The 13593-nt window shown below is 63.2% G+C and carries 11 protein-coding genes; 8 read left to right on the top strand and 3 right to left on the bottom strand.

What is annotated here, in order from left to right; all coding sequences use genetic code 11:
* Positions 1-7: 7 nt before the first annotated feature.
* Entirely contained in the window at positions 8-1195 is a 1188-nt protein-coding gene (locus ACIQ3Q_RS08545) for a murein transglycosylase A (protein ID WP_396268640.1), read from the bottom strand.
* On the opposite strand from ACIQ3Q_RS08545, the gene ACIQ3Q_RS08540 reads away from it, so the two are divergent.
* Positions 1194-1352, top strand: coding sequence for a hypothetical protein (locus ACIQ3Q_RS08540; RefSeq protein WP_396268639.1), 159 nt, complete (start codon positions 1194-1196; stop codon positions 1350-1352). The two genes, ACIQ3Q_RS08545 and ACIQ3Q_RS08540, sit on opposite strands and share 2 nt — an antisense overlap.
* On the opposite strand, the gene ACIQ3Q_RS08535 is transcribed toward ACIQ3Q_RS08540, so the two are convergent.
* The gene (locus ACIQ3Q_RS08535) at positions 1336-3300 is read right to left on the bottom strand and encodes a site-specific recombinase (protein WP_396268637.1); all 1965 of its coding nucleotides are present in this window, start codon (positions 3298-3300) and stop codon (positions 1336-1338) included. The two genes, ACIQ3Q_RS08540 and ACIQ3Q_RS08535, sit on opposite strands and share 17 nt — an antisense overlap.
* Entirely contained in the window at positions 3300-3674 is a 375-nt protein-coding gene (gene apaG / locus ACIQ3Q_RS08530; RefSeq protein ID WP_396268635.1) for a Co2+/Mg2+ efflux protein ApaG, read from the bottom strand. Before apaG ends, ACIQ3Q_RS08535 begins: the two co-directional genes overlap by 1 nt.
* A gap of 71 nt (positions 3675-3745) precedes the next feature.
* Here apaG and rpe point away from each other — a divergent pair, with 71 nt between their 5' ends.
* The 7 genes from rpe (at position 3746) to ACIQ3Q_RS08495 (ending at position 13592) form a co-directional block, all read left to right on the top strand.
* Positions 3746-4426, top strand: a complete 681-nt coding sequence (gene rpe, locus ACIQ3Q_RS08525) for a ribulose-phosphate 3-epimerase (protein ID WP_396268634.1) — start codon at positions 3746-3748, stop codon at positions 4424-4426.
* Between the two features lie 217 nt (positions 4427-4643).
* Positions 4644-8048, top strand: coding sequence for a type I restriction-modification system endonuclease (hsdR, locus tag ACIQ3Q_RS08520; RefSeq protein ID WP_396268632.1), 3405 nt, complete (start codon positions 4644-4646; stop codon positions 8046-8048).
* A gap of 18 nt (positions 8049-8066) precedes the next feature.
* On the top strand, positions 8067-9665 hold the full coding sequence (locus ACIQ3Q_RS08515) for an N-6 DNA methylase (protein ID WP_396268631.1): 1599 nt from the start codon (positions 8067-8069) through the stop codon (positions 9663-9665).
* Positions 9662-10723 carry a YhcG family protein gene (locus tag ACIQ3Q_RS08510; RefSeq protein ID WP_396268630.1) on the top strand — a complete coding sequence of 354 codons (1062 nt, stop codon included), beginning with the start codon at positions 9662-9664 and terminating at the stop codon, positions 10721-10723. The genes ACIQ3Q_RS08515 and ACIQ3Q_RS08510 overlap by 4 nt, the downstream gene beginning before the upstream one ends.
* Positions 10716-12086, top strand: coding sequence for a restriction endonuclease subunit S (locus ACIQ3Q_RS08505; protein WP_396268629.1), 1371 nt, complete (start codon positions 10716-10718; stop codon positions 12084-12086). Before ACIQ3Q_RS08510 ends, ACIQ3Q_RS08505 begins: the two co-directional genes overlap by 8 nt.
* Positions 12076-12621 carry a hypothetical protein gene (locus tag ACIQ3Q_RS08500; protein WP_396268628.1) on the top strand — a complete coding sequence of 182 codons (546 nt, stop codon included), beginning with the start codon at positions 12076-12078 and terminating at the stop codon, positions 12619-12621. The genes ACIQ3Q_RS08505 and ACIQ3Q_RS08500 overlap by 11 nt, the downstream gene beginning before the upstream one ends.
* A complete protein-coding gene (locus ACIQ3Q_RS08495) occupies positions 12618-13592 on the top strand; it encodes a DUF5655 domain-containing protein (protein ID WP_396268626.1) in 975 nt (324 codons plus the stop codon). Before ACIQ3Q_RS08500 ends, ACIQ3Q_RS08495 begins: the two co-directional genes overlap by 4 nt.
* Position 13593: the final 1 nt, after the last annotated feature.

Here is a 13593-nt window from a genome sequence, read left to right as displayed (position 1 = left end):
GCGGGCGTTACTTGGGCCAGAGCACCCAGGTGCGCAGCGCTTGCTTGGTGCGCCCGGCTTGGGCTTCGGCCTCGTCGCCCCAGCCCCAGAAGTAATCGGCCCGCACCGCGCCCACAATCGCGCTGCCCGTGTCTTGAGCCACCACCAAGCGCTGCAAGGGTTTGGTGCTGAGCGGCTCGGTCGCGTCTAGCCACATCAGGCTGCCGTAGGGCACGCTTTGGGGGTCTACCGCCACCGAGCGGCCGGGCGTCAGCGGCACGCCTTGCGCGCCTTTGGGGCCGACGTTGGGGTCGGCTAAGGGCTCTTCGCGGAAGAACACCATGCGTGGGTTTTGCCACATCATTTCTTGCAAGCGCGCGGGGTTGCGCCGGGTCCAGTCCTTGATGCCGGGCCAAGAGGCCTCACTGGCTTTGAGTTCGCCTTGTTCAATCAGCCAGCGGCCGACCGAGCGGTAAGGGTGGCCGTTGTGCTCGGCATAAGCCATGCGCACCATGCGCTCGCTGCCGTCGGGCTCTTGCAGGCGCAGTCGGCCTGAGCCTTGAATTTGCAGCACCAGCGCGTCGAGTGGGTCGTCCAGATAGGCAATCTCGCGTCCCTTCACCGCGGCCTGGGCTGCGGGCAGGGATTCCAATTCCTGCCGCGTCCAATAGGGGCGGCGGCTGGCCAAGTCTGCGGGCGGCGCCCACAGCGGCACGCGGCGGGTCTCGGTGGGCAGGCGGCTGGCATTCATCAGTGGCTCGTAATAGCCGGTCAGCAGGCCTTGGGTTTCACCGGTCAGCGACTCCACCCGATAAACGCGGAGGTTGTCTTCCAGCCAGCGGCGGGTGGCGGCATCGTCTTTCAGCGTTTGGGTGCGCAACTGGGCGCACAGCATCAACCAGCCTTCGGCCGGGCGTACGCAGCTGCGGCGCAGGGCGGGCAGCACATCCGTCACGCGGTCAACGCCCCAGCCGGGCAGGTCGCCCCAGGCGGCGGGCACCCAGCGTGCGCGGGGGCGCTCCACCACGCCTGCGGGCCATTCCAGCTTGGGCGCCGCAGGCACTGCAGTGGGGCTGGACAAAGGCGGCGCAGGGGTGGCGGGCTGAGGCTTGGTCAGCCATTGGCAGCCCGTCAGCAGGGCCATGCACAGCAGCGAGAGACCGGCCAGCGAGAATGGGGTGGAACGCGCCTCGGGGCGCGAAGAGGTTTGGTTCATGACGATTCTGATTCTGGAAGCTTTGGGCGCTGGCGCCTTGCTGATCTTCATTGTCTGGTGGACGATGTTCTCCGGGCGCAAAGGGGGCGAGCCCCCAGACGATGCCACGCCGCCTGAAGCGCCCAAGGCCGAAAAAGACATCAAGCCGGGGGCCTGAAAAAACTGCCGGGGGCTTGGCGCCAGCGCTGGCGCAGCGCAGCGTACAAGCGGCCCCGCTCTTGCACCTGCAGCCCGCGTGAGGCCAAAGCCACCCGGAACGCCAGCGTGAAGCTCACGGCCAGGTTGAGTATGCCTGTCACGCCAATGCCTGCCAGGCACCACCAAAACTCAGGCTGCTGAAAGATCTCCAGCCCCAAAGCGCCCACCGCCGCTGCTAACTGGCCCATGCCCAAGGTGACATGGCGCACCTCCAGCGGCAAACCCACAAAGGCTGCCAGTGCCGGGATGACGCCCAGCATCAGCCCCAAGGACACATTGGCGGCCAGCCCCGAGATATTGGCCCGCCACCAACGCGCCCAACGCTGCGCCCGGCTAGGCCCCAGCAGGTCGGTGATGCGCGGGTTCCAGGCCAGCGCGCTTTCGAGCCGGTGGTACACAAACCAGTTTTCGACCCAGCCGGCGATCAAGCTGGAGGCAAACAAGAGCACGCCGGTGAACGCCGCGAAGAGCGCGGTCGGGCCCAGCAGGGTCAGCGAATGCAGCACATAGTGCGCGCTCTTCTCCCCCACCAGCGGCGCACCTTGCGACCACCAAGCCAGGCCTTGGGCCGCCAGCACCACCGGGGCGACCAGTGCGAGGTTGCCCACAATGCCCGCGATTTGCGAGCGAATGAGGTGGGTGACTTCGTCCACAAAGCCCTCCACCGCGTCTTCGCGTTGGCCCACGGCCTCCAGCTTGGCGGCCAAAGCCGGAGCCGTCATGGCCGGCTGTTTGGTGGCCACCGTCCAGTGCAGCAAGTGCACCAGCACAAAGCTCAAAGCGTAGTTAACGCCGGCCAAAAAACCCACCCAAAAGGCGCTGACCTGCAGGGCGGTGAGGGCAAATTTGGCCAGCCCGATCACCGCGCCGCCCCCCGCGGCCTTGCCCAGCATTTGGCGGTACTCGGCACGGTCGCGGGTGATGTAGTGCTCACCGGTTTCGGCGCTGCGCTCGGTCACCTTGCGGGCCAACAAGGCGTAGTGGCGGGTGAACAGCGCACCAATGCCTTGGCGGTCTTGGGCCGCGCCCAGCAAGGCCAGCCACAGGGTCTTGAAGGCCTGGGCGGGCGAGGGTGCCAAGGCCGCGTCCAGCAGTTGTTCAATGCGCCTAGCGCGGCTGCGCATCTGGTCCATCTGGAAGACCACATCCACCGAGATGCCCCACTCGTCCAGGTGTTGGCGGGCGCTGTTGGCGGCTTCTAGGCAGCGGCCCAAGATGGCCCGCAGGCTGGCCGCATGGGCTGCTAACGCTGGGGCATCGGCGCCTTGCTGATGGGCCGCTTGCAAGGCTTCGGCCAGCGCCACCACTTGGTGAAAAGGTCGGTCGGCCAATTGACTGGGCTCTATGCGCGAGCGCAGGGCTTTGCTCAGGCCATTGGCGCGGATCTGGCTGGCCAGCAGTTGCACGGCCTCCACCATCTCGTCCCGCCAAGCACTGGGCGTGCCGTGGCTGTGCTCTAGCCAGCGCAAGAGGCGGCTGAGCGTGGCTTCGTCCAGGGCGGCCACCCAAGCCGCATCGTCAGGCTGGTTGAACAGCAGTGAAAACAGCTCGCCCGCATCAGATGTTTGCGGCGTGCCGGGCAGCCAGGCCAGCCGCAGCCGGTCGCCCAGCTCGCTCACAAAACCCTGTCGTGGCGGAAAGCCGAAGTCGGCCAAGAGGCCATTGCTGTCCAGGTCGCGCAAGCTGTGGTGCACCACGCCGCCCACACGGTGGCTGATCTCGGGCTGGGTCTCCAGCACATCCAGCAGCAGCCCCATGCGCACCACGGGCCAGGGGGTCAAAGAGTGAGCGCCCTCCGGGGGCGGCTGGCGCAGCCAGTCGAAGAGGCGCACCAGCCAGAGATGGCGCTCGATCGCCTCCGCGGCCGGGTCAGCGCTGTGCAGCAGCGCGCTCAGGTCCCATGCCATCAGTGCAGGGCTTGTGCCTGCGCCAGCTCAAAGGCGGGCACGGGCGTGTCAAACCAGTGCGCGTCTTCGGTGATGCAGAAGAAGGTACCCTGCATACGGCCACGCGGCGTGGCCAAGCGGGTCCAACTGGTGTATTCGAACTGCTCGCCCGGCTTGAGCACGGGCTGATGCCCCACCACGGCCAGGCCGCGGACCTCTTCGGTGCGGCCCAGGGCGTCGGCAATTTGCCAGTGGCGCGCCACCAGTTGTGCGGTCACGGTGCCGGTGTTGCGAATGGTGATCGTGTAGGCAAAGGCATACACCGAGTCGGCGGCGGAGGACTGCTCGGGCAGGTATTGCGTGACGACCGAACAGGTGAATTGGGCTGTGCTCATGGGGGGATGCTAGCCCACCGTCTTTAAAATCGCGCTTTTAGCCTCTTTTCGCCCCTGTCGGCGTCCCAGCCATGAGCACCTACCGCATTGCCCCCAGCATTCTCTCTGCCGACTTTGCCCGCCTGGGTGACGAGGTGCGCAACGTGCTGGCCGCGGGTGCCGACTGGATCCATTTTGACGTGATGGACAACCACTATGTTCCCAACCTGACCTTTGGGCCCATGGTGTGCGAGGCGCTCAAAAAGCATGCGGTCAAGCCCGACGGCACGCCAGCTCCCATCGATGTGCACCTGATGGTGCAGCCGGTGGATGCCCTGGCCCAGGCCTTTGCCCGAGCCGGCGCCGACATCATCACCTTCCACCCCGATGCCTCGGCCCATGTGGACCGCACGCTGCAACTCATCAAGGCCGAAGGCTGCCAAGCCGGCTTGGTCTTCAACCCCGCCATGCCGCTGGACGTGCTGGAGTGGGTGATCGACAAGGTCGATGTGGTGCTGCTGATGAGCGTGAACCCCGGCTTCGGTGGCCAAAGCTTTATTGAGAGCACGCTGCGCAAGGCTGAGCTGGCGCGCAAGATCATCGACGCTTCGGGCCGCGACATCCGCCTGGAGATCGACGGCGGCATCAAGCCCGACAACATCCGCCGCGTGGCCGACGCCGGTGTGGACACCTTTGTGGCCGGCAGCGCCATCTTCGGCAAGCCCGACTACAAAGCTGTGATCGACGCGATGCGGGCGGAGTTGGCGCGTTGATCAAAGGCTAGGCGTTGAACCCTTCAGGCACTTTGCGGCGTCATTGGGCGCTGAATTTGCATTGAATCGGTCTATCGGGATTGCCCGAGCGGTGTAGGGCTGGATGTGGGAGAGAATCCACCAAAATAAATTCCGGAGCCCTTGTACAAGGGCGACGGCAGCCAATCAGGACAGGAGCAAGGGGGTCGCCGAATGGCGCCCCTTGAAGAGGCTGGACATGCCGCACACCATTCGCTCTAACTTCGACATGCTGCGGCCTTACGAGCCGCAGCTCTGGCGCCTTGGTGCGCTGGCAGAGCGCTATTTCGCGGACGACCCCAACACCAGCCTGCTCAAGCAGCGGCAGTTTGCAGAGTTACTGGCCCAATCTCTGGCGGCACGGGGTGGCCAGTTTGAGTCACCCGAGGAAAGCCAGTACGACCTCATTCGCCGCCTGCAAAACGAAGGCCTCTTGCCCCGCGAGATCAGGCAGGTCTTTGACCAGGTGCGCGTCACCGGCAATGCGGCGAACCATGCCCTAGAGGGCGACTACGCCAAGGCCTTGTCCACGCTCAAGCTGTGTTGGCAACTGAGCCTGTGGTTTCACCGGACGTTCAAGCAGGCCGACTACAGGTCAGGGCCTTTTGTACCGCCTGCGCCGCCGCTGGATGAATCCGCTGAGCTCAAAGCCGAGCTGGCGGCCTTGCGCAATGCTGCGGCCGACTACCAAGCCCAACATGCTGAAGTCGCCAGCGCGCTGCAGGCGGCCCACAGCCAGCTCTCCACCCTGAACCAAGAGCGCGACCTGTGGGAGCAAATCGCCACCGAGTCTGACCTTGCCAAGGCGCAGTTGGCTGGTCAACTGGCCAGCTTGCAGGCGCAGGCCGAGGCCGGGCCGCAGAGCGCGCTGGATCAGTTTGCCGCTGCCGCCCACCAGGCCGCCAACCTGGTGGAGCTGGACGAAAAGCAAACCCGCCGCATCATTGACCAGCAATTGCGCCAAGCCGGGTGGGAGGCGGACTCCGACACCTTGCGCTACAGCCAAGGCACTCGCCCGCAAAGAGGCAGAAACTTGGCGATTGCCGAGTGGCCCTGTGAGGGTAATTCCGCCGACTATGTGCTGTTCAGGGGCCTGGTCCCCATGGCGGTGGTGGAAGCCAAGCGCGGTGCCAAAGACGTGTCGGCTGTGCTGCAGCAGGCCAAGCGCTATAGCCGCTCGTTTTCTGCCTGCTCAGAGACACAGCTACACCCCCGCAACTGGGGCACCCAGTCTGAATTTCGGGTGCCCTTTGTGTTTGCCACCAATGGGCGGCCGTTTTTCAGGCAGTTGGCCACCAAGAGCGGCATCTGGTTTTGCGACCTGAGGCGGCCCGACAACCGCAGCGCCGCGCTGGATGGTTGGTACAAGCCCGACGGTTTGCAGGCGTTGATGAGCCAAGACGAAGACCGGGCCCATCAAGAGCTGGAGCACACGCCCTTCGACTATGGCTTCTCCCTGCGCCACTACCAGGAGGCCGCCATCCGCCACACCGAGTCGAGCATTGCCCAAGGGCAGCGTGCCATCTTGCTGGCCATGGCAACCGGCACGGGCAAGACCAAGACCTGCATTGCCTTGATCTACCGCTTGCTGAAGGCCAAGCGTTTCCGGCGCATTTTGTTTTTGGTGGACCGCTCCAGCCTGGGCGAACAGGCTGCAGACTCCTTCAAAGACACCCGCATGGAGCGGCTCCAGACCTTTGCCGACACCTTTGGCATCAAAGAGCTGAACGCCGCAGCGGCGGATGCCGACACGGCCCTGCACCTCGCCACCGTGCAGGGCATGATGCGGCGTGTCCTGATGCCTTCAGAAGGCGTGGCGCCGCCCACCGTGGATGACTACGACTGCATCGTGGTCGACGAGTGCCACCGGGGCTACACCCTGGACCGCGAGATGTCCGACACGGAAATGAGCTTCCGTGGTTTTGACGACTACATCTCCAAATATCGGCGCGTGCTGGACTATTTTGACGCCGTCAAGATCGGCCTGACGGCCACGCCCGCCCTGCACACCACGGAGATTTTTGGTGCGCCGGTCTATAGCTACAGCTACCGCGAAGCCGTGATCGACGGCTACCTGGTGGACTACGAGCCCCCCGTCCGCCTGCGCACGCGCTTGAGCGAAAACGGCATCACCTGGCAAGTGGGAGAAGAGGTCAAGGTCTATGACGCCACGCGCCAGCAGATCGACCTCTTTACCGCCCCAGACGAAATCAAGCTCAAGGTCGAAGACTTCAACCGCAAGGTCATCACCCGCCCCTTCAATCAGGCCATTTGCAACTACTTGGCTCGCGAGATCGACCCCGCTGGGCGACGCAAGACCTTGGTCTTTTGCGTCAGCAGCGACCATGCCGACCTGGTGGTCGAGGAGCTTAAAGCCGCCTTGGCCGCCCAATGGGGCAGCGTGGAAGATGACGCTGTGATCAAGATCACCGGCAACGCAGACAAACCGTCAGAGCTGATCAAGCGCTACAAGAACGAGCGCCTGCCCAATGTGGCCGTCACCGTGGACCTGCTCACCACCGGGGTGGACGTGCCAGAGATCTGCAATCTGGTGTTTCTGCGTCTCGTCAACAGTCGCATCTTGTTTGACCAAATGCTGGGCCGGGCCACGCGCCTGTGCAGCTTTGATGGCGAGCCCAAAGACAGCTTCCGGGTTTTTGATGCCGTGGGCATTTTTGAAGCTATCGGCGACATGACGGCCATGAAGCCTGTGGTCGTGAACCCCCAATTGACTTTTGCCCAACTGGTACGCGAGTTCTCCGAGGTCCAGTCCGACGATGCCCGCTTGCTGCTCAAGGCACAGTTTTTGGCCAAGCTGCAGGTCAAGAAGCGCCACCTCAAGCCCCAAGACGCCCAAGCGCTGGAGACGGCCACGGGGTTCAGCCCCACCGCCCTGATCCAGCACCTCAAGGCCTTGAGCCCCAGCGCCGCTGCGGCTTGGTTTGCACAGCACCCGCAAGTCGGCGACATCCTCGACCGCAAGTCCAAAGCCCAGGCCGCACCGGTTTACATCTCGGACCACCCCGATGAATTCGTGCGTGCTGACCATGGCTGGGGTGCAGGCGGGCGCCCGCAAGACTACCTGGACGAGTTCAAGGCCTTCATCACCAGCCACAGCAACGAACTGCCCGCCCTGATGGCCGTGCTGACCCGCCCGCGCGAGCTGACCCGCAAGCAGCTGAAAGAGCTGATGCTGGCGCTGGACCAAGCCGGCTTCAATGAAACCCGCCTGGCCAGCGCCTGGCGGGAAATGAGCAATCAAGATATTGCCGCCCGCATCGTCGGCTACATTCGCCAAGCCGCTTTGGGCGACCCGCTGTTGCCCTACAGCGAGCGGGTGGACCATGCCCTGCAAACCCTGCTGGCCCACCCACCCAGCGGACAGGCCTGGACGCGGCCGCAGAGTGACTGGCTCAAGCGCATTGCCGCGCAAACCAAGGCCAACCTCCTGGTGGACCGCGAAGCTTTGGACGACCCCGATTTGATCTTCAAGCGTGATGGCGGCGGCTTCGCCCGGCTCGACAAAACTTTCGATGGCCAGCTTCAAACCGTGCTGGCCGCCTTCAATGACGCGCTGTGGGAACCGCCTTCCCGCAGCGCTTGACCCTGCAGTACCTTTCCCATGGCCCATTCCCCTCACATTGCCCGCGACGTTGGCGCCAAGCTCTGGTCACTCTGCCATGTGCTGCGTGACGACGGTGTCACCTACCACCAATACCTCAGCGAGCTGACCTACCTGCTCTTTCTGAAGATGATGAAGGAGACGGGTCAAGAGGATCGTCTGGTTGTTTGCAGCCGTCCCAAGAAAGGCGAGACACCTGACATGAAGTCCGGCACCCTTTGGGATGATCTTCTGGCGGCCTCCGCCCCCGACCGGCTCGACCTCTACAAAGAAATGCTGCTGAGCTATGGCCTGTATGCCCGAGGCGCGGTGCAGCAGATCTATGCCAACGCCAACACCTTCATCACCAAGCCCGCTACGCTGAGCAAACTGGTGACCGACATCGACGCGCTGGACTGGTACAGCGTGCAGCGCGACGACCTGGGCGACCTCTACGAAGACCTGCTGGAGCGCAACGCCACCGAGAAGAAAAGCGGTGCTGGCCAGTACTTCACCCCGCGCTGCCTCATCGACAGCATCGTGGCCGTGATGCAACCCCACCTGGGCGATGTGATCCAAGACCCCGCAGCGGGCACCTGCGGCTTTTTGATCGCCGCCAACAACTACCTGCGCCAGCACAACGACTTTGACAGCCTGAGCGAAGACGCCCAGCGCGCCTATCGCCACAGCACCTTCCACGGCATGGAGCTGGTGCAAGACACCCACCGCCTGGCCCTGATGAACATGCTGCTGCACGGCATTGAAGGCGGCGTGGCCTATGGCGACACCTTGGGTGAAGAAGGCACGCGCCTGCCCCCCGCTACGCTCATCCTCTCCAACCCCCCGTTTGGCACCAAAAAGGGCGGCGGCCTGCCCACCCGCAAAGACCTTGTCTACGAAACCAGCAACAAGCAGTCTGCGTTTTTGCAGCACATCTACCGCAACCTGCGCGCCGGTGGCCGCGCTGCCGTGGTGCTGCCCGACAACGTGCTGTTCGAAAGCAATGTTGGCACCAGCATCCGCCGCGACCTGATGGACAAATGCAACCTGCACACCATCCTGCGCTTGCCCACAGGCATCTTCTATGCCCAGGGTGTCAAAACCAATGTGCTCTTCTTCACCAAGGGCGAGAAGCGCGACAAAGGCAACACCCAAGAGGTGTGGGTCTACGACATGCGCGCCAACATGCCCCAGTTTGGCAAGCGCACGCCCTTCACCCGCGACTACTTCCGCACACCCGCCGACGCCCCGGCCGATGTGCCGCGCGACAAATTTGAAGACGTGTTTGGCAGCGACCCTAAAGGCGGCCCCCAAGCACTGGCCCGGCGTGTGGACACGGGCGAGACAGGCCGCTGGCGCAAATACACCCGCGCGCAAATTACCGAGCGCGGCGACAACCTGGACCTGGCCTGGCTCAAAGACGACAGCGCCGACACCGCCCAGCAGCAACGCGAAGCCCCCGCCCTGCTGGCCCGCCTGGCCATGCGCGAGATGAACGCCGCCCTGCTGGAGCTGCGCGCGCTGGTCGAAGCCCTGGGCGAAGACCCCGACCTGGCCTTGGATGATCTATTGCCCGACGAGGCGGCCGATGAAAGCCCCACCGCAGGAGCCGGCGCGTGAGCCCTTCAGGCGCCAAAGTGCCCGCCCACAGCGCCCTGCCAGCGAGCCTGCACACGGAGCTGCGCGCGCTGATTACCAGCAGCCGCCAGCGCTTGGCCGGCGCGGTCAATGCCGAGCTCACCCGCCTGTATTGGACGGTGGGCCAGCGTATCCATGCCGAGCTTTTGCAAGGCGAGCGCGCTGCTTACGGGGCGCGCCTCATCAGCGAGCTGGGCACCCAACTGGCCCGCGAATTTGGCCGCGGCTTCGAGGCCAAAAACCTGCAGCGCATGCGCCAGTTTGCCCAGGCCTTTCCTGAGGCCGAGATTGTCGCGACACTGTCACGACAATTGAGCTGGAGCCACATCCTGGCCCTGCTGCCCCTCAAAAGCGCCCCGGCTCGGCAGTTTTATGCTGCGCAGTGCGCCGAGCAAACCTGGGGCGTGCGCGAGCTGCGCCGCCAAATCGAGCGCAAAGCCTTTGAGCGCAGCGAAATTGCTGCCGTCCAAACCAGCGCCGCAGCCTTGCCCGCCCTCACCACGCCCTCCCAGGTCTTCAAAGACCCGTACTTCTTAGACTTTCTCGGCCTGCACCAGGGCCATGACGAGGCTGATTTGGAAGGGGCCATCCTGCGCCAGCTCGAAGCCTTCATTCTGGAGCTGGGCCGGGGTTTTGCCTTTGTAGAGCGGCAAAAGCGCATGGTCATCGACGGTGAAGACTTTTACCTCGACCTGCTCTTCTTCCACCGCCGCCTGCGCCGCCTGGTGGCCATTGAGTTGAAGCTCGGCCGCTTCAAAGCCGCCCACAAGGGCCAGATGGAGCTGTACCTGAAATGGCTGGACAAGCACGAGCGCCACAGCGGCGAAGAAGCCCCTATCGGCCTGATCCTCTGCGCCGAATCCAGCCGCGAGCAAGTGGAGCTGCTGCAAATGCACAAAGACGGCATCACCGTGGCCGAGTACTGGACCGAGCTGCCACCCAAGGCCGAGCTAGAGCAGCGGCTGCATCAGGCGCTGGTGGAGGCGAGGGAGCTGATGGCGAAGCGGGGGGTGTTGTTGGAGGGGGATGGGGATGAGTGAGTTGCCTGCGGGATGGATGACCACGACACTGGAAGTGGCGACGAAGGTCATCCGCGGCATTACGTTCCCTGCCACTGCCAAGGAGCCTGTTCCAACTGCAGAAAACGTGTGTTGCCTACGCACTGCCAATATTCAGAAGGAAGTCACTTGGGGTGACGTTTACTACGTTGATCGGCAGTACGTTAAGCGCGAAGAGCAATTTGTCCAGGCAGGGGACATTTTGATGTCGATGGCCAACAGCTATGAGCTTGTTGGCAAGGTGGCGCACGTGAAGTCGGTGCCATCGTCTACTGCGTTTGGCGCATTCCTTTCTGCGGTTCGACCGACACCAGTGATCGACGGTCGATACCTTTTTCATTTCTTGCGATCGGATCGAGTTCAACTTGAGTTGCGCGAGGGGTCAAGCCAAACGACCAACATTGCGAATATCTCGGTTGGGAGGCTCAATACCATTGCGCTGCCGTTGGCACCTCGCGCAGAACAAACCCGCATCGCCGACCAACTCGACACCTTGCTGGCCCGCATCAAGGCCTGCAACGACCACCTCGACACCATCCCGGGGCTGCTCAAGCGGTTTCGGCAGGCGGTGTTGGAGCTTGGTTTGTCGGGTGATCTCAACACTGTGTTGCGCGAAGGTTCCGCCATCGAGAGAGATGCTTGGACCCCAACGACGCTTGGTGAAATTGCAGGCATAGGTACGGGTTCGACGCCATTGAGATCAAACGGTAGCTACTTTGCGCCGTCGGGAACACCTTGGATCACAAGTGCCGCGACGGGATCGCGGTACGTCGATCAAGCCCAAGAATATGTGACCCCCGCCGCCATTGCTGCCCATCGTCTAAAGGTGTATCCGCCAGGTACGTTGTTAGTCGCCATGTATGGTGAAGGGAAAACCAGGGGCCAGGTCTCAGAGCTCCGAATTCATGCCACGATCAACCAAGCCTGTGCAGCCGTGACTGTTGACACGGCACTTGCGAGAACCGCTTTCGTGAAACTGGCCTTGCTGGTTCAGTATGAGCAAATGCGCGCAATGGCTGAGGGCGGCAACCAGCCCAATCTGAACCTTTCAAAAGTGAAGGCAATTCCTATCCTGCTGCCACCTTTGCGGGAGCAGGATGAAATCATTCGGAGCGTCGAATCTTTGCTCCGGCAGGCTGAAGCCATTGAGGTGCACTACAACGCTATCCGTGAGCAAGCTCACCGTCTTCCCTCCCAAGTTTTGACCAAAGCCTTTCGCGGCGAATTAGTCCCCCAAGACCCCAACGACGAACCCGCCAGCGCCTTGCTGGCGCGCATCTCAGCGGCAACTGTTCAAGCTGCGGCCCCGGCTCGGAAGCGAAAGCCCAAGACCCATGCAAATTGACGCCCCCACCGCCCGGCGCTTCATTCAGGCCTATATGGCGTTTTTGGGCAGCCTGCTGCCCGAGCAGCGCAAGCAAGGCCTGCAGACCACCCAATGGCTGGTGCAGGCCCGCGAGGTGTGGCAGGCAGACCCCAGCCTGCTGTTGTCGTATCGCCGCGCTCAGGCCGATCAGGCCGTGGCGTTGGACGAGCCCATGCTGGACGCCATCGCCCAGATGCGCATGGGCCGCTGGATCTATTTGAAAGACACGCGCAGCTACTCGGTGTTCTTGGACGCCCAGGCCACGCAGGCCTACGCCGTGCTGGGCTTGACCCAGCGCCTGCGCGATGTGGGGCTGGGCGGCAGTGGGGTGACGTTCACGGCGGGGCTGGTGCCGTTGAACGGGCGTTGGGTGTGTGACGGCCTCTTGGCCGAGCCGCTCACCCTAGGCCCCAACTACCGCCGCGAGTTCAACGCTCAGGCTCAAGCGCTGCGTCAGCAGGGCTTGTTCAGCGAACGGCCCAAGAACGCTGACTCGGCCAAGGAGACTTCATGAGCGACATCAAACTCTTCCGTCTCCAATCCGGCCGGGCCACCGAGCTGCAAGGCGATGCCTCCGACCTGGAAAAGCCGCTGCAAAACCTGATTGAAGCGAACCTGGAGGTTTTGCTAGGCATCCGCTTCTTGGCCACCGAATATTCCACCGGCAAAACCCACGGCGGCCGCATCGACACGCTGGGCCTGGACGAGAACCACTGCCCAGTGATCTTGGAGTACAAGCGCTCGGTGGGTGAGAACGTCATCAACCAAGGACTGTTCTACCTGGATTGGCTGATGGACCACCAGGCCGAGTTCAAGCTCTTGGCGCTGGAAAAGTTTGGCAAGCTGGTAGCGGACCAGATCGACTGGAGCGCGCCGCGTCTGGTGTGCATCGCCGCAGACTTCACCAAGTACGACGGCCATGCGGTGCAGCAGATCAACCGCCATATTGAGCTGATCCGTTATCGCCGCTTTGGCGACGAGCTGCTGTTGTTTGAGCTGGCCAATGCCTCATCGGCCTCCAGCACCAAAGCGGGTGCCCCAAAGCCGCCCAAACCCTTGAAGGCCGGTGCTGCAGCAGCGGTGGCAGAAAGGACCGTGGGGCCCGACAAACCCTACCCGGAGGTGGTGGCGGCCTTGTCCCCCGTGTTGGCGGATGTATTGGCCTCGCTGGAGGACTACACCCTGTCTTTGGGTGACGATGTGCAGCGCAAGGAGTTGCGCTTGTATGCCGCCTTCAAGCGCCTGAAGAACTTTGCAACCTTGGTGCCGCAGAAGGGCAAGCTCTTGCTCTATCTGCATCTGGACCCCGCCCGTGTGATGCGGCAATTGCCCAGCGCCAAAGACGTGTCGCAAAAAGGGCATTGGGGCACTGGTGATGTGGAAGTGCCACTGACAACGATGGCTGATTTGGAGGCGGTGAAGCCCTTCATCGCCGAGGCCTATGAGGGACGCTCGCAAGCGAGCCGGGCCAGCGATGGGGCCTGAC

It is taken from the genome of Ideonella sp. (assembly GCF_044358605.1).
In the GTDB taxonomy this organism is placed as follows: Bacteria; Pseudomonadota; Gammaproteobacteria; order Burkholderiales; family Burkholderiaceae_C; genus Ideonella.
The sequence above is the reverse complement of the archived record's forward strand: the minus strand, read 5'-3'. Positions and strand labels throughout refer to the sequence as shown.

Coding starts and splice junctions, on each gene's coding strand:
- ACIQ3Q_RS08540 (WP_396268639.1), top strand. CDS start 1,194: ATGACGATTCTGATTCTGGAAGCTTTGGGCGCTGGCGCCTTGCTGATC.
- ACIQ3Q_RS08545 (WP_396268640.1), bottom strand. CDS start 1,195: ATGAACCAAACCTCTTCGCGCCCCGAGGCGCGTTCCACCCCATTCTCG.
- ACIQ3Q_RS08535 (WP_396268637.1), bottom strand. CDS start 3,300: ATGGCATGGGACCTGAGCGCGCTGCTGCACAGCGCTGACCCGGCCGCG.
- apaG (WP_396268635.1), bottom strand. CDS start 3,674: ATGAGCACAGCCCAATTCACCTGTTCGGTCGTCACGCAATACCTGCCC.
- rpe (WP_396268634.1), top strand. CDS start 3,746: ATGAGCACCTACCGCATTGCCCCCAGCATTCTCTCTGCCGACTTTGCC.
- hsdR (WP_396268632.1), top strand. CDS start 4,644: ATGCCGCACACCATTCGCTCTAACTTCGACATGCTGCGGCCTTACGAG.
- ACIQ3Q_RS08515 (WP_396268631.1), top strand. CDS start 8,067: ATGGCCCATTCCCCTCACATTGCCCGCGACGTTGGCGCCAAGCTCTGG.
- ACIQ3Q_RS08505 (WP_396268629.1), top strand. CDS start 10,716: ATGAGTGAGTTGCCTGCGGGATGGATGACCACGACACTGGAAGTGGCG.
- ACIQ3Q_RS08500 (WP_396268628.1), top strand. CDS start 12,076: ATGCAAATTGACGCCCCCACCGCCCGGCGCTTCATTCAGGCCTATATG.
- ACIQ3Q_RS08495 (WP_396268626.1), top strand. CDS start 12,618: ATGAGCGACATCAAACTCTTCCGTCTCCAATCCGGCCGGGCCACCGAG.